Here is an 18,849-nt window from a genome sequence, read left to right as displayed (position 1 = left end):
GTGTTTCGTGACCGGCTGGGACCGGTCAATCCATCGAGGTGAGGGCGATCATGCGCGACATCGCGCGCAGGTACTTCTTGCGGTACCCACCGTTGAGCATGTCGCCGCCGAACACCTCGTCGAGGGCGGTGCCGGTGGTGACCACGGGGATCTGTGCGTCGTACACCCGGTCGATGAACGCGACGAGCCGGAGCGCCTGGCCCTGGTCGGTCAACTCGTGGACGTCGCGGAGCGCGATCAGGTCGACGCCGTCGAGGAGTCCGATGAACCGTGAGGGGTGGACGGCGGCGAGGTGCGTGATGAGACCGTCGAAGGTGTCGACCGTGACGTTCCGGCCGGCGGCCGCCGCCTCCTCGGTGCGGGCGTCGAACCGCTCCTCGGAGCTCACCACGGCGTGACCCTCGATGCTGCGACGGCGGTAGTCGGTGCCGTCGATGCGGAGGGTCTCGAAATTGGCGCTCATGGCCTGGATCTCGCGGAGGAAGTCGGCTGCGGCGAAGCGGCCCTCCCCCAGGGCGTTCGGCGGCGTGTTGGAGGTCGCCGCGATCCTCGTCCCGGTCGCGACGAGTTCCCCGAGCAGTCGGGTCATGACCATCGTGTCGCCCGGGTCGTCGAGCTCGAACTCGTCGATGCAGATGAGCGTCGCGCCCGTCAGCTGCGCGACCGCCGCCGCGTAGCCGAGCGCTCCGACGAGGGCCGTGTACTCGATGAAGGTGCCGAAGTACTTCTTCCGACCGGGCGCATCGTGCCAGAGCGCGGCCAGGAGGTGGGTCTTGCCGACGCCGAAGCCACCGTCCAGGTAGATGCCCGGCTTGGCCGCCGACACCTTGGGCTTCCGCCGTCCGAAGAAGCCGCCACCGCCACCGGCCTGGGGCGCGAAGAAGGCGCGGAGCTTCTCGACCGCGGCCGCCTGGCCAGGGAAATCGGGATCCGGACGGTACGAGTCGAAGCTCGCCTGCTCGAACTGCCGGGGTGGCGTCAGGCTCGCGACGATCTCGGCGCCACTGACCGTGGGGACACGGTCGGCGAGGCTGCGGAATCCGGTCGGGACGGAAGGCGTGGTCACGGCAAACCTCTGGCTCTGCATGGGTGCTGGGTTACGGCGTCTGACGCATCGGTGTGGTTCGGTGGCGCGGACGGCGTACTGTCGAAGGGACAGGCTTCCAGCCTAGATGCACGACACCCGAGCCACACCGCAGCCAGCTGCACGACCGGAGGTACCCATGACCGTCGACGCCGATTCGACCTCGACCAAGTTCACCGCCTACGCCCACCCCGAGCGCCTCGTCACGGCGGAGTGGCTCGAAGCGCACCTGGGCGAACCCGGTCTCGTCGTCGTCGAGTCCGATGAGGACGTCCTCCTCTACGAGACCGGCCACATCCCCGGCTCGGTGAAGGTCGACTGGCACACCGACCTCAACGACCCGGTCGAGCGCGACTACATCGACGGAGCCGCCTTCGCCGCGCTGCTGGGGTCCAAGGGGATCTCGCGAGACGACACCGTCGTCATCTACGGCGACAAGAACAACTGGTGGGCCGCCTACGCCCTGTGGGTCTTCAGCCTCTTCGGACACGAGGACGTCCGGCTGCTCGACGGTGGACGCGACAAGTGGATCGCTGACGGCCGGGCGGTCACCCGCGACGCCACGGAGCGCGACGCCGTCGAGTACCCCGTGGTGGAGCGCGACGACACGGCCCTCCGCGCCTACAAGGACGATGTGCTCGCCCACCTCGGCAAGCCGCTCATCGACGTCCGCTCCCCCGAGGAGTACAGCGGTGAACGCACCACGGCGCCCGCCTACCCCGAAGAGGGTGCGCTCCGCGCCGGTCACATCCCGAGTGCGCAGAGCGTCCCGTGGGGCAAGGCGGTCGCCGAGGACGGCACCTTCCGGCCGGCCGAGGAGCTGGACGCGATCTACCGCGACGGCGCGGGCCTCGCCGAGGGCGACGAGGTGATCGCCTACTGCCGCATCGGCGAGCGGTCGAGTCACACGTGGTTCGTCCTGCAGCACCTGCTCGGGTTCGACAACGTCCGCAACTACGACGGGTCCTGGACGGAATGGGGCAGCGCCGTGCGCGTGCCGATCGTGCAGGGCGCCGAGCCTGGCGACGCACCGACGCGCTGAGCCCGTCCACCCACCGCCCTTCCGCACGGCTTCACGGTGCGGGAGGGCGGTCCGCTGTTCCCGGCTGCGATACTGGAGTGACCATGACCGATTCCCTCCTCGCCCCGAACCTCGCCGAGATCCGAGATGAGTTCCTCGCCGTCGAGGAACGCTCACGGCTGCAGCTGCTCCTCGAATTCAGCGACGAGCTGCCAGACCTCCCGGAGCGGTACCGCGACCACCCCGATCTCATGGAGCGGGTGCTCGAGTGCCAGGCGCCCGTGTTCTTCTTCGTCGAGGTCGACGAGGACGGCATCGTGCACCTGTTCGCCACGGCTCCCGAGGAAGCCCCGACCACGCGCGGATTCGCGAGCATCCTCGTCCAGGGGCTCGCCGGGCTCACCGTCGAGGAGGTCCTCGCCGTCCCCGACGACTTCCCGCAGATGATCGGACTCTCCCGGGCGGTGTCGCCCTTGCGACTGCGCGGGATGTCGGCGCTGCTCGGCAGGACGAAGCGCCGTCTCCGCGAACTCGCCTGAGTCGTCGGCCCGTCGGTCAGTGCCCGGGCGGTAGCGGCACGAGCTCGTCGAGCCAGTCCGAGACCGCGGCGGTCCAACGCTCCGGGTCGTAGTTCCAGAGCTTCGTGTGACGGGCGACGGTGAACGGGACGAACGTCACGATGTCCGGTCGTGCGAGGGCGAGCGCCCGCGACGGCCCCGCCGGGACGTAACCGTCGTCGTCACTGTGCATCAGCAGGATCGGCAGCGCGAGGTCGGCGGCGTTGGCGACGTAGTCGAGCCGACCGAGATCGATGCTCGTCGCCTGCCCGGTCAGGAGGCGTCCCCACCGGCGGCTGATGGCGAGCAGGGCGACCCGACCCACGACGCTCGGGATGCGGTTCTCGCGGGCCTGGTGCTGCAGGACGTCCACCCAGTCGATGACCGGCGAATCGAGCGCGACGGCGCGGAGGAGTTCGGGGTGCGTCGTCCGCCGTGAGGCCTGGAGCACGATCGCTCCGCCCATGGACCAGCCCATGAGCACGACGTCTGCGGCGCCCTGTTCGCGCACCCAACCGATCGCGGCGTCCACGTCGCGCCACTCCTCGTCGCCGAGCGCGTAGCGGAAGTCCAGCGCGGGCGGAGCATCGCCGTCGTTGCGGTAGGAGACGAGCAGGCACGAGTACCCGGCGTTACGGAAGCTCGGCACAGCTCGGAGCGCTTCGGATCGCGTGGTCCCCCGGCCGTGCACCAGGACGGCCCAGCGGGTGGACGGTCCGTCCTCCGGGTGGATCGCCCACGCCGGCGCCGGCCCGAGCGGGGTCGGGACGAGCACGTCCTCGTGGGCGAGACCCAGCTCCTCCGGGCGGCGGAAGAACCACCCGCTGAACTCGGCCTCCTGGCCGACGCGGAGCGCGTCGACGTCGCCGCCGAGGAGCGTCCGGACCACCGTGTGCTGCCGCACCTCGAGGATGTCGCCCAGCTGCACGTAGGCGGCACGTCTCGTCACCCAGCTGCCGTAGCGGCCCGGGACGATCGTGTCCGGGGACGCGACGAGTTCGATCGTCCCTCCGGCACGGTCCAAGCCGACGATGCGTGCCTCGCTCGGGCGGTCCCGAGCCGGGACCACCACCTTGCGGGCGATGGTCGCGACGACGGCGAGTCCGAGGGCGCCGACGGCGGCAGCGGCTCCGCCGGCGATGACGATCGCATCCGTCGCCGAACCCCGTCGTCGGATGCCGGGGCCCGCCACTCCTCGACCGCCTGCCTGCGACCGGGGTCCGCGTCTCCGCCCGGCGTGCCTCTGCCCATTCATCGGGATGTAACTCTAGTCTTCAGTCGTGGTAGAGAGTCCGACGACGGCAAAGGTTCCCGAAGAGTTCGCCCGAGCGGTGGACGCTGTTCGCGCTGCAGCCGTCCGGCCCGATCTGAGAGTCACGGAGATCCCCGCGCCGAGCAATCTCGCGCCGTTCGCCATCGCCCTCGCGGCGGACGTCTCGCCGAGTCGCCACGGTGCCGACTCCGACCTCGGTACGGGGCGGTTCGTCCTCCTCTACGACCCCGACGGTTCCGACGCCTGGGGCGGACGCTTCCGCGTCGTCTGCTTCGCCCAGGCTCCCCTGGAGACCGAGATCGGACTCGACCCGTTCTTGGCCGAGGTCGCCTGGTCCTGGCTCGTGGACGCCCTCGACACCCGTGGCGCCTCCTACCAGGCGGCGTCCGGCACCGCGACGAAGATCATCTCGAGTGGCTTCGGGGAGCTCGCCCGCCAGGGCGACGGCGCACAGATCGAGCTCCGCGCGTCGTGGACACCGCTGGAAAGCGACGTCGCGGCGCACGTGGAAGGATGGGGAGAGCTGCTGTGCATGCTCGCCGGCTTGCCTCCGACCACCGAAGGGGTCTCCCTGTTGTCCGTCAAACGAGCTCACCGTGAGTGACGCGGCGCCCGGATCGGCGCCGCTCGTCCCGCCGCCCGCACCGACCGCACCACGGGTCGTCACCGACACCCGCGAGGCCTACCTCGCCTCACTCGAGGTGCTCGCCGCCGGTCACGGGCCGTTCGCGCTCGACGCCGAACGCGCGTCGGGCTACCGATACTCGCAGCGGGCCTACCTGATCCAGGTCTACCGCCGCGGTGCCGGGGTCTTCCTCTACGACCCGCCCGCGATCGGCTCCATGGCCGAACTCGGTGCCCTGATCCAGGGTGAACGCTCGATCCTGCACGCGGCCAGCCAGGACCTCGCCTGCCTCCGCGAGGTGGGCGTCGACCCGAGCGAGCTCTTCGACACCGAACTGGGTGCCCGTCTGCTCGGGCTGCCGCGTGTCGGGCTGGGTGCCGTGGTCGAGGAACTGTTGGGCATCCATCTGGCGAAGGAGCACTCCGCCGCCGACTGGTCGACCCGCCCGCTCCCCGCCTCCTGGCTCGAATACGCGGCGCTCGACGTCGAGCTGCTCGTCGACGCCGCGGAGGAGCTGGCAGCCCGCATCGAGGATGCCGGGAAGAGCGACATCGCGCGCCAGGAGTTCCAGGCGACGCTGGCCCGGGAGGCGAAGGCACCCCGCGCCGAGCCCTGGCGCCGCCTCTCCGGACTCCACGCCGTGCGCGGACAACGCAACCTCGCCGTCGCTCGCGAGCTCTGGATCGCGCGTGACGAACTCGCGCAGCGCCGCGACACCGCCCCCGGGCGGCTCATCCCCGACGCCTCGATCACCGCGGCCGCGAAGGCCAACCCCAGCTCGAAGCGCGACCTCGCAGCCCTTTCGGACTTCCGTGGGCGCGCGAGCCGCACCGAACTCGACCTCTGGTGGAACGCGATCCACACCGGCCAGACCACCGAGGACCTCCCCGGTGCCCGACCGGCGAGCGATACGCTGCCACCGCCACGCAGCTGGTCCGACAAGAATCCCGACGCGCACGCCAGGTACACCGCGGCACGGACGAAGATCCTCGCGACGGCGGAGTTCCTGACGATGCCGGTGGAGAACCTGCTCACGCCGGAGACGCTGCGCCGACTGGCCTGGACGCCGCCCGAACCACTCACCGTCGAGACGGTCGCCGAAGCACTCGCCGAGCACGAGGCACGCCCTTGGCAGATCGACGCGACCGCCCGGGCGATCACCGACGCCTTTGTCGAGTCGGCCCAATCCCCGGTGGAGCCTGACCCCAACGCTTCGTAGGAAGCGCTGCACCCGGGTGTCCACCCGTGTCTGCCGCCTAGGATCGGGGCGTACCCCGAGAATGAGGAGGCAACGTGGCCGAACAAGCCGACGTCGTATTCGTTGATGGAGTCCGGACACCGTTCGGACGAGCCGGCGAAAAGGGCATGTACTGGAACACCCGGGCTGACGACCTGATCGTCAAGGCGATCATCGGGCTGCTCGAACGTCATCCCGGTCTGCCGCTCGACCGCATCGACGAGGTCGCCATCGCGGCGACGACCCAGCAGGGCGACCAGGGGCTCACGCTCGGCCGCACCGCCGCGCTGCTCGCCGGCCTCCCGAAGTCCGTCCCCGGATTCGCGATCGACCGCATGTGCGCCGGAGCGATGACCTCGGTCACGACGCTCGGCAGCGGCATCGCGTTCGGTGCCTACGACCTCGTCCTCGCCGGTGGCGTCGAACACATGGGGCGTCACCCCATGGGGCTGGACGCCGACCCGAACCCGCGGTTCCTCGCCGAGCGCCTCGTCAGTGAGGACGCGCTCAACATGGGCAAGACGGCCGAGCGCATCCACGACCGGTTCCCGCAGCTCACGAAGGAACGCTCCGACCGCTTCGGCATGCGCAGCCAGCAGAAGGTCGCGGCCGCCTACGAAGCCGGGCGGATCCAGCCCGACCTCGTCCCGGTCGCGCTCCGGAGCGACAGCGGATGGGGTCTCGCCACCGGCGACGAAGGGCTCCGTCCCGAGACCACGATGGAGGGGCTCGCCGGATTGAAGACGCCGTTCCGGCCCCACGGCCGTGTCACCGCAGGCAACGCCTCGCCGCTGACCGACGGCGCCACGGTGAGTCTGCTCGCCAGCGCCTCGACGGCGAAGGAGCTCGGTCTCACGCCGAAGATGCGCCTCGTCAGCTTCGCGTTCGCGGGCGTCGAGCCCGAGATCATGGGCATCGGTCCCGTCCCCTCCACGGAGAAGGCGCTGCGGAAGGCCGGTCTGTCGATCGAGGACATCGGTCTGTTCGAACTGAACGAGGCCTTCGCCGTCCAGGTACTCTCCTTCCTCGACCACTTCGGCATCGACGACGAGGACCCGCGGGTGAACCCGTGGGGTGGTGCCATTGCGGTCGGGCACCCGCTCGCAGCCTCCGGTGTCCGACTCATGATCCAGCTCGCGGCGCAGTTCGCCGAGCACCCCGAGGTGCGCTACGGCCTCACGGCGATGTGCGTCGGCCTCGGCCAGGGCGGCACCGTGATCTGGGAGAACCCGTACTTCACCGGCAAGAAGGGACGCAAGTAGATGACCGACTACACGACCATCGACTTCTCGGAGCTCGTCGCGATCAGCGGCGACGAGGAGGTCGTGACGCGCTCCCTCGTCAAGGACGTGCGCCTGGCGAGCGGACGCACGATCGCGCTCATCACCCTCGACAACGGACGCGACCACACGAGGCCGAACACGCTCGGCCCGGTCACGTTGCTGGAGCTCGATGGCGTCCTCGAGGCGCAACGGACCCGTGCCGCATCCGGCGAGATCGACGGCGTCGCCATCACGGGCAAGCCGTTCATCCTGGCGGCCGGCGCCGATCTGAGTAAGGTCGGCGACATCCCGTCCCGTGAGGTCGCGACCAAGCTCGCGCAGCTCGGCCACCATGTCTTCGGCAAGCTCGAGGACCTCGGCGTACCGACCTTCGTCTTCATCAACGGACTCGCGCTCGGTGGCGGACTCGAGATCGGCCTCAACGCGAACTACCGGACCGTCGACGCCTCGGCGCCCGCGATCGCGCTCCCCGAGGTGTTCCTCGGACTCATCCCGGGCTGGGGCGGCGCCTACCTGCTCCCGAACCTGATCGGCATCGAGAACGCGCTCAACGTCGTCATCTCCAACCCGCTCAAGAACAACCGTATGCTCAAGGCGCAGGACGCCCTCGCCTACGGCATCGCCGACGTCATGTTCCCCGCCGCCAACTTCCTCGAGGACTCCCTGCGGTGGGCCGACGGGGTGCTCGGTGGCACGGTGACCGTGCAGCGCAAGAACGTGCCGGGCAAGGTCGAGCGGACGATCAAGTGGCCGCTCGCCATCAGCACCGCTCGCAAGATGCTCGAGAGCAAGATCGGCACCGTCGCGAAGTCGCCCTACGCTGCCCTCGACCTGCTCGAGGCCGCCCGCAGCGGCACGAAGGCACAGGGGTTCGAGCGAGAGGACCGGGCGCTGTCCGAGCTCATCGTCGGCGACCAGTTCCAGGCGAGCATGTACGCGTTCGACCTCGTGCAGAAGCGGGCCAAGCGTCCTGCGGGTGCGCCCGACAAGCAGCTCGCCCGACGGGTCACCAAGGTCGGCATCATCGGTGCCGGGCTCATGGCGAGTCAATTCGCGCTGCTCTTCCTCCGGCGACTCCAGGTGCCGGTGGTCATCACCGACCTCGACCAGGGCCACGTCGACGCCGGCGTCGCCCGGATCCACGGCGAGATCGACACCCTCCGCGGGAAGGGCCGCATCTCCCCCGACGAGTCGAACCGTCTGAAGGCGCTTCTGTCCGGAACCACGGACAAGGCCGACTTCGCGGACTGCGACTGGGTCATCGAGGCCGTCTTCGAAGAGGTCGGCGTCAAGCAGAGCGTCTTCGCCGAGGTCGAGCAGTACGTCTCGGAGCAGGCGGTCCTCGCGACGAACACGTCCTCGCTCTCCGTCGAGGAGATCGGGGCGAAGCTCGCGCACCCCGAGCGGCTCGTCGGCTTCCACTTCTTCAACCCGGTCGCCGTCATGCCGTTGCTCGAGGTCGTCCGCACACCCCAGACGGACGACGAGACGCTCGCGACGGCCTTCGCCACTGCGGCGAAGCTGAAGAAGAGTGCCATCCTCACCGCCGACGCTCCCGGCTTCATCGTCAACCGACTCCTGGCGAAGGTCATGGGTGAGGCGGCGCACGCCCTGGACGCCGGCACCCCGCTGCTGACGGTTGAACGTGCCTTCGCGCCCATCGGCCTGCCGATGACGCCCTTCCAGCTCATCGACCTCGTCGGTTGGAAGGTCGCCGCGCACGTGCAGGACACGATGGTCGGGAAGTTCCCCGACCGGTTCTTCGCGTCGGAGAACCTCCACCGGCTCGCAGGCCTGGACTCGGTCGTCGAGAAGGACAAGGGCGGCAAGGTGACCGGCTTCACGAAGCAGGCTCAGAAGGTGCTCGTCACGGGCGACAGCCCGCTCAGCGAGGACGAGATCCTGCGACGGGTCGAGGACGGCCTCGCGTCGGAGATCAAGCTCATGTTGGACGAGGGCGTCGTCTCAGCCGCCCAGGACATCGACCTCGGGCTCATCCTCGGTGCGGGTTGGCCCTTCCAGGACGGCGGAGCGACGCCGTACCTGGACCGTGTCGGTGCGAGCGAGCGTGCCTTCGGCGACACCTTCCACCACCCGCCCATCCGGGGCGTCCAAGCGTAGTCCGCGCGGTGTCGCGAGAGCGGGGTGTCCTCCACCATCGGTGGACGGCACCCCGCTCTCGTCGTCGAGCCTCGAGCGACGCTGGCCCTCAGCGCATGCAGGAGCTCAGCGGTTGACGGTGCTCATGTCCGGATACCGGTCGCCGGCCGGGAGACGGAGCGCGTCGAGTCGAGCGAGCGCGTCGGCCGACAGGGAGAGCTCGTCGGCGCCGAGGTTCTCCTCGAGGTACGGGATCCGCTTCGTGCCGGGGATCGGTGCGATGTCGTCACCCTGGGCCAGCAACCAGGCGAGCGCCACCTGGGCCGGTGTCGCTTCGAGCGACGCGGCGATCCGGTCGACCTCTTCGACGATCGCGATGTTCGCAGCGAGGTTGTCCCCCGTGAAGCGCGGGTTGGCGCGACGGAAGTCGGTTTCGTCGAGCACGTCGAGCGATCGGATCGTGCCGGTGAGGAACCCGCGACCGAGCGGCGAGTACGGGACGAAGCCGATGCCCAACTCACGGACGGTCGGCAGGATCTCCGCCTCGGGGTCGCGGCTCCAGAGCGAGTACTCCGTCTGCAGAGCCGTGATCGGGTGCACGGCGTGTGCACGCCGGATCGTGTCCGGAGCCGCCTCCGACAGACCGATGTACCGGACCTTGCCCTCGGTGACGAGCTCCGAGAGTGCACCCACCGTTTCCTCGATGGGCACGCCCGGATCCACGCGGTGGAGGTAGTAGAGGTCCACGACGTCGGTCCCGAGCCGGCGCAGCGATCCCTCGATCGACAGGCGCACGTTCGCGGCGCTGCCGTCGGCGCCGAACTGTCCGTCACTGGAATTGCGGATCGTCCCGAACTTGGTCGCGAGGGTCACCTCGTCCCGGCGTGAGGCGAGTGCAGCGCCGAGCAGTTCCTCGTTGAGGTAGGGACCGTACATCTCAGCGGTGTCGAAGAAGGTGACGCCGAGGTCCAGGGCACGGTGGATCGTCGCGGTCGACGCCGCATCGTCGAGGGCGGCACCGGTGTAGAACGCAGACATCCCCATGCAGCCGAGGCCGATCCGGGCGATGTCTGGTCCCGCTGTGCCGAGTGTGATGTGCTTCATCGTGTTGCCACCTGTTCTGTGTAGAGTTCGATCTTGCGATCGATGACCTCCAGCGACTGCTGCATCTCCTCGAGTCGGGCCAGGAACGAGATCCGATGCCGCAGCAGCAGCTCGAGCCTCGCCTCGGCGGTGTCGTCGCCACGCTGCGCCAATTCCGTGTACTCGCGGAGCGTCGCGATCGGCATGCCCGTCGATCGGAGTCTCGTCAGGAACACGACCCAGGACACGTCGCCCTAGCTATAGCGGCGGTGCGTCGATGAGCTGCGGCCGATCGGACGTGGCATGAGCCCTGCGCGCTCGTAGTACCGGAGCGTGTGGACGCTCAGCCCGGTTCGTTCGGCGACGTCGGAGATGGCGTAGCCGTCGTGGAGAGTGGTCATGTCCACACGATACGACTTCGAGCGCACTCGAAGTCAAGCGCGCCACAGCCCGCGGTCAGGCGCCGTGCGGCCTCGTCGTGCTCCGCTCCGAAGACGTGTCCTGCTCGACGCGGTCGTCAGGCAGCGGGCGGGCTACGGGAATCCGGCTACCGAGGACCTGTGCCACGACGTCGCGGGCGATCTGCTGCGCCGTGAGGCCCGCATCCTCGAGGATCTGCTCGCGGGACGCATGGTCGATGAACTCGTCCGGCACGCCGAGCTCGTCGACGGCCGTGTCGACGCCGGCCTCACGGAGGGTCTGCCTGATGCGGGTGCCGATGCCTCCGACGCGGATGCCGTCCTCGATCGTGATCACGAGCCGGTGCGCCGCGGCGAGCTCGACGAGCGATTCGGCGACGGGGACCACCCAGCGGGGGTCGACGACGGTCGCGCCGATGCCCTGCTGGGCGAGTCGGTCCGCCACATCGATCGCGATGGGCGCCATCGGGCCGACGGCGACGATGAGGACGTCCGGCTGCTCGGTCGTCCGGAGGACGTCGACACCGTCGTGGAGACGCTCGACGGCCGGGAGTTCGGCGGGGGCGCTGCCCTTCGGGAACCGGATGACGGTCGGGGCGTCGTCGATCGACACGGCCTCACGCAGTTCCTCGCGCAGCCGCTCGCCATCACGCGGTGCAGCGATCCGGATACCCGGGACGACCTGCAGGATCGCGAGGTCCCAGATGCCGTGGTGGCTCGGTCCGTCGGGGCCGGTCACGCCGGCGCGGTCGAGGACGACCGTGACTCCCGCACGGTGCAGCGCGACGTCCATGAGCAGTTGGTCGAAGGCGCGGTTCACGAACGTCGCGTACACGGCCACCACCGGGTGCAGCCCGCCGAAGGCGAGCCCGGCCGCCGAGGTGAAGGCGTGCTGCTCGGCGATGCCGACATCGTGCACGCGCTCGGGGAAGCGTTCGGCGAAGGCGTGGAGCCCGACCGGTCGCAGCATGGCGGCGGTGATGGCGACGACGCGGTCGTCGGCCTCGGCCACCGCGAGCATCTCCTCGCTGAACACGGCCGTCCAGGACGGGCGGGCGGCCGCCCCGACGGGCTCCCCGGTCTCGGGGTCGATCACGCCGACGGCGTGGAACTGATCGGCGTCGTCGTCCCGTGCCGGCTGGAAGCCACGACCCTTCTCGGTGATCGCGTGGACGATCACCGGTGCGCCGTAGTGCTTCGCCTGGGTCAGGGCCTCCTCCATCGCGTGGATGTCGTGTCCGTCGACCGGCCCGATGTACTTGATGTCGAGGTTGGAGTAGAGCGCCTCGTTGTTCGTGAGACGGGACAGGAACCCGTGGGCGCCTCCGCGGACGCCCCGATAGAGCGCGCGTCCCGGACCGCCGAGGAGGTTGAAGGCCCGCTGGCTGCGCTCGCGCAGGTCGCGATAGCTCCGGCGGGTCCGCACGCCGCTCAGGAACCGCGCCATGCCGCCGATGGTCGGCGCGTACGACCGGCCGTTGTCGTTGACGATGATGACGAGCCGGCGGGTGTTGTCGTCGCTGATGTTGTTGAGCGCCTCCCACGTCATGCCACCCGTCAGCGCGCCGTCGCCGACGACCGCCACCACATGGCGCTCGTCCTGCCCGGTCATCTGGAAGGCGCGGGAGATGCCGTCCGCCCAGCTGAGCGAGCTCGAGGCGTGTGAGCTCTCGACGATGTCGTGCTCCGATTCGGAACGCTGCGGGTAGCCGGCGAGGCCGCCGCGGGTCCGGAGCCCGGAGAACTCCTGACGGCCGGTCAGGAGCTTGTGGACGTAGGACTGGTGACCGGTGTCGAACACCATCGGATCCGTCGGGGAGTCGAACACCCGGTGCATCGCGATTGTGAGCTCGACGACGCCGAGGTTCGGACCGAGGTGTCCGCCGGTCTTGGAGACGTTGGCGATGAGGAAGGCGCGGATGTCGCCGGCGAGTTCGACGAGTTCCGCCTCGGAGAGGCCGTCGAGGTCCCGGGGTCCGTTCACCTGATCGAGCACTGTCACGCTGTCGTCCCTCCACCGTGGGCCGACCGATCGCTCGGAGCCCGTCTTTCGAGTGTACGCGTCGTGGGCGGGGTGGGCGGCGAACGCCGCAGGCCGGCCCCGACGGTTGCTGTCGGGACCGGCCTGGTGGTAGAGCCTCGTCGTCAGACGAGGCTGCGGAGCACGTACTGCAGGATGCCGCCGTTGCGGTAATAGTCGGCTTCACCGGGCGTGTCGATGCGGACGACCGCGTCGAACTCGACCGGCTCCTTGCCGGGAGCCGAGTGCTCGCTCGGGACGGCGCTCACGCGGACCGTCTTCGGCGTGGTGCCGTTGTTGAGCTCCTCGAGACCGGCGATCGACACGATCTCCGTGCCGTCGAGTCCGAGGGAGGCCCAGCTCTCGCCTTCCGGGAACTGCAGTGGGACGACGCCCATACCGATGAGGTTCGAGCGGTGGATGCGCTCGAAGCTCTCGGTGATGACCGCCTTGACACCGAGGAGGCTCGTGCCCTTCGCCGCCCAGTCGCGGGAGGAACCGGAGCCGTACTCCTTGCCGCCGAAGATGACGAGGGGCGTGCCCTCGGCCTGGTAGTTCTGCGACGCGTCGTAGATGAACGACTGCGGTGCGTCGGGCTGCGTGAAGTCGCGGGTGTAGCCGCCCTCCACACCGTCGAGCAGCTGGTTCTTCAGGCGGATGTTCGCGAACGTGCCGCGGATCATGACCTCGTGGTTGCCGCGGCGCGAGCCGTAGGAGTTGTAGTCCTTACGACCGACACCGTGCTCGTCGAGGTACCGGCCTGCGGGCGAGTCGGCCTTGATGTTGCCGGCCGGGCTGATGTGGTCGGTCGTGACCGAGTCGCCGAGCTTCGCGAGGACGCGCGCACCGACGATGTCGGAGACGGGGGTCGTCTCCATGGTCATGCCGTCGAAGTACGGGGGCTTCCGCACGTACGTCGACTCCTCGTCCCACTCGAAGGTCGAGCCCTCGGGGGTCTGGAGCGAACGCCAGCGCTCGTCGCCGTCGAAGACGCCGCTGTACTCGTGGTCGAACATCTCCTTGTTGATGGAGGTGTCGATCGTGTCCTGGACCTCTGCCGCGTCGGGCCAGATGTCCTTCAGGAAGATGTCGTTGCCGTCGGCGTCGACACCCAGGGCGTCGACCTCGAAGTCGAAGTTCATCGACCCCGCGAGGGCGTAGGCGATGACCAACGGCGGGCTCGCCAGGTAGTTCATCTTGACGTCCGGGTTGATCCGGCCCTCGAAGTTGCGGTTGCCCGAGAGGACGGCGGTGACGGCGAGGTCGTTGTCCTGGACGGCGGTCGAGATCTCGTCGAGCAGCGGACCGGAGTTGCCGATGCAGGTCGTGCAGCCGTAGCCGACCGTGTAGAAGCCGAGGTCCTCGAGGTACTCGGTGAGACCGGCCTTCGCGTAGTAGTCGGTGACGACCTTGGACCCCGGAGCGAGCGTGGTCTTGACCCACGGCTTCGCCTTCAGGCCCTTCTTGCTCGCGTTCCGGGCCAGGAGGCCTGCGGCCAGCATGACCGACGGGTTCGAGGTGTTGGTGCACGAGGTGATCGCGGCGATCGCGACGGCGCCGTGGTCGAGGGTGAAGTCGACCCCGTTCTCCTCGAGGGTGACCTGGGTCGGCTTCGAGAGGGACGCCGGAGCGTGGCTGCGGTGCGTGTGGTGGTGGTGGTTGTTCTCGTCCTCGTCCTGCGGCGTGGTGCCGGCCGGGTCGGAGGCGGGGAAGGAACCGGCGCCGACGAGGTCGACGATGTCGTGCTCGACCGTGGCGTAGTCGACGAGGTCCCGCTCGAACTGCGACTTGGCGTCGCTCAGCTCGATGCGGTCCTGCGGGCGCTTCGGGCCGGCGATCGACGGCACGACGGTGGCGAGGTCGAGTTCGAGGTACTCGCTGAAGACCGGCTCGACGTCCGCGTCGTGCCAGAGCTTCTGAGTCTTGGCGTAGGCCTCGACCAGCGCGATCTGCTCCTCGCTGCGGCCGGTGAGGCGCAGGTAATCGAGCGTGACGTCGTCGATCGGGAACATGGCGGCCGTCGAGCCGAACTCGGGGCTCATGTTGCCGATGGTGGCGCGGTTCGCGAGCGGCACCTCAGCGACGCCTGCTCCGTAGAACTCGACGAACTTGCCGACGACCCCGTGTTTGCGGAGCATCTGGGTGATGGTGAGGACGACGTCCGTCGCCGTGACGCCCGTCGGGATGGAGCCGTTCAGCTTGAAGCCGACGACCTTCGGGATGAGCATGGAGACGGGCTGGCCGAGCATGGCGGCCTCCGCCTCGATGCCGCCGACGCCCCAGCCGAGCACGCCCAGGCCGTTGACCATGGTCGTGTGCGAGTCGGTGCCGACACAGGTGTCGGGGTAGGCGCGCAGGACGCCGCCGACCTCGCGCGTCATGGTGACGCGAGCGAGGTACTCGATGTTGACCTGGTGCACGATGCCGGTTCCCGGCGGAACGACCTTGAAGTCGTCGAACGCCGTCTGACCCCAGCGGAGGAACTGGTACCGCTCGCCGTTGCGCTCGTACTCGAGTTCGACGTTGCGCTCGAGCGCGTTCTCGCTGCCGAAGAGGTCGGCGATGACCGAGTGGTCGATGACCATCTCGGCCGGGGCGAGCGGGTTGATCTTGTCGGCGGAACCGCCGAGTGTCTCGACCGCTTCGCGCATGGTGGCGAGGTCGACGATGCACGGCACGCCGGTGAAGTCCTGCATGACGACACGGGCCGGGGTGAACTGGATCTCGGTGTCGGGGTCCGCGGTCGGAACCCAGTCGCCGATAGCCCGGATGTGCGCCTCGGTGATGTTGGCACCGTCTTCGGTGCGCAGCAGGTTCTCGAGGAGCACCTTGAGGCTGAACGGCAGCTTCTCGTGACCCTCCACCGTGTCGATGCGATAGATCTCGTAGTCGGTCGTCCCGACAGTCAGGGTGTCTTTCGCCCCGAAGCTGTTCACGGTGGACATATCGTCTTCTCCTTCGTTGGCGGCGGCGAGTGCTCACTCACGTGCGTTCCGACCAATCTTGCTGCTGGCGGGTGCTCCGCGGCTAGCAAGGCTTGCCTAACTACAGGCTCGGGCGCGTCGTGTCATCTCGGCATCGCTCATCTATCTTGATGTCGAGACAATTCTAGCATCGAGGATGAGGTCCTCCCGACATGACGAGAGCCCGGCCCGAGACGCGCTGACGCGTCGGGCCGGGCTCTCGGCGGATCACTCGGTGGATGCCTGCGGCGCCTTCGGGAACACGGCGCGGACGACGAGCCAGCTGAGGACGAGTAGCGGCGCGTAGAGCGGGATGCCCATGAGGAGCCGGAGCGTCCCGAGGAGCTCGACGTTCCCACTGAAGTAGAGGGGCAGCTGCACGAGGAGTCGTGCGGCGAACATGGCCACCCACACCAGCGTGAGCCACCGCATGGCGCGTCGTTGTCCGGGGTGGGACCGCCAGCTCGTGCCGCTGCCCATGAGGTAGCCGGCCACGAGCCCGACGACGGGCCACCCGACGAGCACCGAGACGAGGAGGGCCACGGCGTAGGCGCCGTTGGTCCAGAACCCGACGACGTAGAAGTCCTCCGCGCGCCCGGACAGCAGAGCCAGGGCTGCTGAGAGGGCGATCCCGAGGAGGCCGCCGACGGCCTGCGTGACCGGCTGCCGCTGGACGAGGCGTGCCACGGAGAAGAGGACCCCGAGTGCGACCGGAGCGATGATCGACGGGACCAGGTCGAGGGTCAGCGTGTAGACGACGAGGAACAGGAGTCCGGGCAGGATCGCCTCGACGATGCCGCGCACGCCGCCCATGGCGAGCAGCAGTGCCTTGCCGGTGGGGGCGTCGCCCTCGGCCATCGCGCCCAGACCGGACTTGCGTGCGGCGGCACCGAACGCGGCGGACATCGATTCACCGAGCCGCTGCCGATCCGCGTCACCCGTGGCGTCAGGGGAATCCGACGCGTCACGGCGCTCGACCGGGTCGACTCCGCGGGGCTCCGGTTCTCGTGCGTCCGTCATCGACTACGCGCTCGTGGCAGTCGGCATGCGCAGCGGGATGAGGTCGCGCGGCGGCATGGGCGAGTTGCCCCGGACGACGACGAGGCTGCGGAAGAGGTCGTCCACGAGCGCTGCGGCGTCCGGCTTCGACGCGCCCTCCCCCGCGACGACGCCGCGGAGGAACCAGCGCGGACCGTCGACGCCGATGAAGCGTGCCAGGTGGGTCGCGTCGGTGCCTGCGGCACCACCGGTCGGTACCTCGGCGACGAGCTCCGGGCCGAACTCGCCTTCGCGCTCGGTCACGGTGCCGCCCTGCTGGCCGATCTGCTCGGCGATCTGCGCGCGGGTCTCGTTCCACAGGCCGGTCGACCGCGGGGCGGCGAACGGCTGGACCTGCAGGGTGGAACCGGCGTAGTCGAGGCCGACCGCGACGACGCGCTTCGTCGCCTCCTCCACCTCGAGGCGGAGGTTCAGACCTTCCCGCGGCAGCACCTTGACGCCACCGAGGTCGATGTAGGGGCGGACGGGGTTGGCCTCGCTCTCGTCGAACGGGCCGGCGGTCTCGCGGTCCTCGGGTGCGGACTTCGCGTCGTCGGGCAGCTCCGCGTCGAGGTCGAGGTCGGGGAGGTCTTCGAGTTCGCTCATGCGAGGGTTCCTGTCTGCGCGGCACCGTCGGTGCTGATGGTTGGGTCGGTGGCGGCCGGTGACGCGGCGAGCGAGCCGACGCCGGTCGAACCGAAGCCTCCGGTTCCACGAGCGCTGCCTGGCAATCGCTCCACCGGGATGAAGTTGGCCCGGGACACCGGCATCACGATGAGCTGGGCGATGCGGTCGCCTGGCTCGACGGTGAAGGAGGTGTGACGGTCGGTGTTGAGGAGCGTGACCTTGATCTCGCCGCGATATCCGGCGTCGACCGTGCCGGGTGAGTTGACGACGGTGATGCCGTGTTTCGCCGCGAGGCCGCTTCGCGGGACGACGAACGCGGCATGGCCGCCGGGCAGGGCGATCGAGACGCCGGTGCCGACGAGGGCGCGCTCACCCGGTTCGAGCACGACGTGCTCGGCGGACACGAGATCCGCACCCGCATCGCCGGGGTGTGCATAGCCGGGCAGATCCGGCGCGATAATGAGTACGTCAACGCTTTCGGTCACGAATCGAGGGTAGTGCAGTTCTCTGAGACAAGGCAGACATGCAGCCGTACCGTGAAACCCTCTGGCCCAGCCCCTGGGTCATCATCGCCCTCGCCCTCGTGGTGCCGGCGACCATGCTCGTCCTCGCGCCCGTTTCACTCGCGGCGGGGATCGTCGGGGCGGTGGTGCTGTACGGCGGATGCCTTGCGGTGGCGTTCGGGACGGCGCCGAGGATCCAGGTCTCCGAGTCGAGCCTCTCGGTCGGGAAGGCGTCGATCCCGCTCGGGTTCATCGGTGAGGTCGTGGTGTTCACCGGGACGGATGCGACAGCTCAGCTCCGCACCAAGCTCGATGCACGCGCCTGGCTCATGATCCGCGGGTGGGTGCACAGCCTCGTGAAGGTGGAGATCGTCGATCCGGCCGATCCGACGCCGTACTGGCTGCTGTCGTCCCGTCGCCCGCAGGCCCTCGCGGATGCGATCGCCAGCGCGCGCACGCACGCCTGAGGCTGCCGCCGCTCGAACCGGTCACCGCTCGAATCCGCAACGACAGAACCCCTCCGGATCGTGATCCGGAGGGGTTCTGTCTGCCGCTCGCGCGGCGGTGCTGTCAGGCTGCGCACTCCGCGCAGATCGGGCCGAACTTGCCCTCGTGGTCGAGCTGCGAGCGGTGCTTCACCAGGAAGCACTCCATGCAGGTGAACTCGTCCGCCTGGGGCGGGAGCACGACGACGTCGAGGTCGAGGTCGGAGAGGTCGGATCCACCCAGGTTGTAGTCACCCGGGTTGTCAGCGTCTTCGGAGTCGACGACTCCGGACAGCTTGTCTGGAACGCGCTCCTTCAGGGCCTCGATCGACTCGGAATCGTCGTCGGTCTTGCGGGGAGCGTCGTAATCAGTTGCCATGCCTATCCACTTCTCGATGCCGTCGGAACAAAATCGGCGGGCACAGTTTGCATCAGTTCCGCATGAATTGCAAACCGTGTTCGGGAGGGTGTGCGGAACCTTCCCGTGCAACTGACGGCACGCCCGGCGTATTCCCCGAATACGCCCGTGAT

Annotated in this window: 18 protein-coding genes; 7 read left to right on the top strand and 11 right to left on the bottom strand. The window is 69.0% G+C overall.

Annotated elements, in window-relative coordinates; translation table 11 throughout:
* Positions 1 to 25 precede the first annotated feature (25 nt).
* Positions 26 to 1,087 (bottom strand): cell division protein ZapE, encoded by a 1,062-nt coding sequence (zapE, locus tag A4X17_RS01010; RefSeq protein WP_064293795.1) that lies wholly within the window; start codon positions 1,085 to 1,087, stop codon positions 26 to 28.
* A gap of 136 nt (positions 1,088 to 1,223) precedes the next feature.
* Between zapE and A4X17_RS01005 the strand changes: the two genes are divergently transcribed.
* The gene (locus A4X17_RS01005) at positions 1,224 to 2,126 is read left to right on the top strand and encodes a sulfurtransferase (RefSeq protein WP_064293794.1); all 903 of its coding nucleotides are present in this window, start codon (positions 1,224 to 1,226) and stop codon (positions 2,124 to 2,126) included.
* Positions 2,127 to 2,209: 83 nt separating this feature from the next.
* Entirely contained in the window at positions 2,210 to 2,644 is a 435-nt protein-coding gene (locus A4X17_RS01000; RefSeq protein ID WP_064293793.1) for a SufE family protein, read from the top strand.
* 16 nt (positions 2,645 to 2,660) lie between these two features.
* Here A4X17_RS01000 and A4X17_RS00995 read toward each other — a convergent pair whose 3' ends face one another.
* A complete protein-coding gene (locus tag A4X17_RS00995; protein ID WP_082915822.1) occupies positions 2,661 to 3,854 on the bottom strand; it encodes a S9 family peptidase in 1,194 nt (397 codons plus the stop codon).
* A gap of 88 nt (positions 3,855 to 3,942) precedes the next feature.
* On the opposite strand from A4X17_RS00995, the gene A4X17_RS00990 reads away from it, so the two are divergent.
* From A4X17_RS00990 to A4X17_RS00975, 4 genes are all read left to right on the top strand, one after another.
* Entirely contained in the window at positions 3,943 to 4,539 is a 597-nt protein-coding gene (locus A4X17_RS00990) for a DUF3000 domain-containing protein (protein WP_064293792.1), read from the top strand.
* Complete coding sequence (locus A4X17_RS00985) at positions 4,532 to 5,779, top strand: HRDC domain-containing protein (protein WP_064293791.1); 1,248 nt, start codon at positions 4,532 to 4,534, stop codon at positions 5,777 to 5,779. Before A4X17_RS00990 ends, A4X17_RS00985 begins: the two co-directional genes overlap by 8 nt.
* A gap of 74 nt (positions 5,780 to 5,853) precedes the next feature.
* Positions 5,854 to 7,059 carry a thiolase family protein gene (locus A4X17_RS00980; protein ID WP_064293790.1) on the top strand — a complete coding sequence of 402 codons (1,206 nt, stop codon included), beginning with the start codon at positions 5,854 to 5,856 and terminating at the stop codon, positions 7,057 to 7,059.
* Positions 7,060 to 9,201 (top strand): 3-hydroxyacyl-CoA dehydrogenase NAD-binding domain-containing protein, encoded by a 2,142-nt coding sequence (locus A4X17_RS00975; RefSeq protein ID WP_064293789.1) that lies wholly within the window; start codon positions 7,060 to 7,062, stop codon positions 9,199 to 9,201. It abuts the gene before it with no gap.
* Positions 9,202 to 9,306: 105 nt separating this feature from the next.
* Here the strand turns inward: A4X17_RS00975 and A4X17_RS00970 are convergent, their stop codons facing one another.
* The 8 genes from A4X17_RS00970 to dut form a co-directional block, all read right to left on the bottom strand.
* Positions 9,307 to 10,284 (bottom strand): aldo/keto reductase, encoded by a 978-nt coding sequence (locus A4X17_RS00970; protein ID WP_064293788.1) that lies wholly within the window; start codon positions 10,282 to 10,284, stop codon positions 9,307 to 9,309.
* Positions 10,281 to 10,511, bottom strand: a complete 231-nt coding sequence (locus A4X17_RS19585; protein ID WP_231884252.1) for a MerR family DNA-binding protein — start codon at positions 10,509 to 10,511, stop codon at positions 10,281 to 10,283. Before A4X17_RS19585 ends, A4X17_RS00970 begins: the two co-directional genes overlap by 4 nt.
* A gap of 6 nt (positions 10,512 to 10,517) precedes the next feature.
* Positions 10,518 to 10,664 carry a MerR family DNA-binding transcriptional regulator gene (locus tag A4X17_RS19580; RefSeq protein ID WP_231884251.1) on the bottom strand — a complete coding sequence of 49 codons (147 nt, stop codon included), beginning with the start codon at positions 10,662 to 10,664 and terminating at the stop codon, positions 10,518 to 10,520.
* Positions 10,665 to 10,719: 55 nt separating this feature from the next.
* Positions 10,720 to 12,684 (bottom strand): 1-deoxy-D-xylulose-5-phosphate synthase, encoded by a 1,965-nt coding sequence (gene dxs / locus A4X17_RS00960; RefSeq protein ID WP_064293787.1) that lies wholly within the window; start codon positions 12,682 to 12,684, stop codon positions 10,720 to 10,722.
* Between the two features lie 143 nt (positions 12,685 to 12,827).
* Positions 12,828 to 15,647 carry an aconitate hydratase gene (locus A4X17_RS00955; RefSeq protein ID WP_064293786.1) on the bottom strand — a complete coding sequence of 940 codons (2,820 nt, stop codon included), beginning with the start codon at positions 15,645 to 15,647 and terminating at the stop codon, positions 12,828 to 12,830.
* A 246-nt stretch (positions 15,648 to 15,893) separates the two neighbouring features.
* Complete coding sequence (locus A4X17_RS00950) at positions 15,894 to 16,685, bottom strand: DUF3159 domain-containing protein (RefSeq protein ID WP_064293785.1); 792 nt, start codon at positions 16,683 to 16,685, stop codon at positions 15,894 to 15,896.
* Between the two features lie 3 nt (positions 16,686 to 16,688).
* Positions 16,689 to 17,309: a DUF3710 domain-containing protein gene (locus A4X17_RS00945; protein ID WP_064293784.1), complete on the bottom strand. Its 621-nt coding sequence runs from the start codon at positions 17,307 to 17,309 to the stop codon at positions 16,689 to 16,691.
* Positions 17,306 to 17,815: a dUTP diphosphatase gene (gene dut, locus A4X17_RS00940; protein WP_082915821.1), complete on the bottom strand. Its 510-nt coding sequence runs from the start codon at positions 17,813 to 17,815 to the stop codon at positions 17,306 to 17,308. Before dut ends, A4X17_RS00945 begins: the two co-directional genes overlap by 4 nt.
* Positions 17,816 to 17,853: 38 nt before the next feature.
* On the opposite strand from dut, the gene A4X17_RS00935 reads away from it, so the two are divergent.
* On the top strand, positions 17,854 to 18,300 hold the full coding sequence (locus tag A4X17_RS00935; protein WP_064293783.1) for a DUF3093 domain-containing protein: 447 nt from the start codon (positions 17,854 to 17,856) through the stop codon (positions 18,298 to 18,300).
* 103 nt (positions 18,301 to 18,403) lie between these two features.
* On the opposite strand, the gene A4X17_RS00930 is transcribed toward A4X17_RS00935, so the two are convergent.
* Positions 18,404 to 18,697, bottom strand: coding sequence for a DUF4193 domain-containing protein (locus tag A4X17_RS00930; RefSeq protein WP_056005937.1), 294 nt, complete (start codon positions 18,695 to 18,697; stop codon positions 18,404 to 18,406).
* Positions 18,698 to 18,849 lie beyond the last annotated feature (152 nt).

It is taken from the genome of Plantibacter sp. H53, assembly GCF_001650455.1.
GTDB lineage: Bacteria > Actinomycetota > Actinomycetes > Actinomycetales > Microbacteriaceae > Plantibacter > Plantibacter flavus_A.
Note: the sequence above shows the minus strand (reverse complement) of the source record. Positions and strands in the feature narration are given on the sequence as shown.

Coding starts and splice junctions, on each gene's coding strand:
- A4X17_RS01005 (WP_064293794.1), top strand. CDS start 1,224: ATGACCGTCGACGCCGATTCGACCTCGACCAAGTTCACCGCCTACGCC.
- A4X17_RS19580 (WP_231884251.1), bottom strand. CDS start 10,664: ATGACCACTCTCCACGACGGCTACGCCATCTCCGACGTCGCCGAACGA.
- A4X17_RS00975 (WP_064293789.1), top strand. CDS start 7,060: ATGACCGACTACACGACCATCGACTTCTCGGAGCTCGTCGCGATCAGC.
- A4X17_RS00930 (WP_056005937.1), bottom strand. CDS start 18,697: ATGGCAACTGATTACGACGCTCCCCGCAAGACCGACGACGATTCCGAG.
- A4X17_RS00950 (WP_064293785.1), bottom strand. CDS start 16,685: ATGACGGACGCACGAGAACCGGAGCCCCGCGGAGTCGACCCGGTCGAG.
- A4X17_RS01000 (WP_064293793.1), top strand. CDS start 2,210: ATGACCGATTCCCTCCTCGCCCCGAACCTCGCCGAGATCCGAGATGAG.
- A4X17_RS00945 (WP_064293784.1), bottom strand. CDS start 17,309: ATGAGCGAACTCGAAGACCTCCCCGACCTCGACCTCGACGCGGAGCTG.
- A4X17_RS00970 (WP_064293788.1), bottom strand. CDS start 10,284: ATGAAGCACATCACACTCGGCACAGCGGGACCAGACATCGCCCGGATC.
- A4X17_RS00935 (WP_064293783.1), top strand. CDS start 17,854: ATGCAGCCGTACCGTGAAACCCTCTGGCCCAGCCCCTGGGTCATCATC.
- zapE (WP_064293795.1), bottom strand. CDS start 1,087: ATGCAGAGCCAGAGGTTTGCCGTGACCACGCCTTCCGTCCCGACCGGA.
- A4X17_RS00955 (WP_064293786.1), bottom strand. CDS start 15,647: ATGTCCACCGTGAACAGCTTCGGGGCGAAAGACACCCTGACTGTCGGG.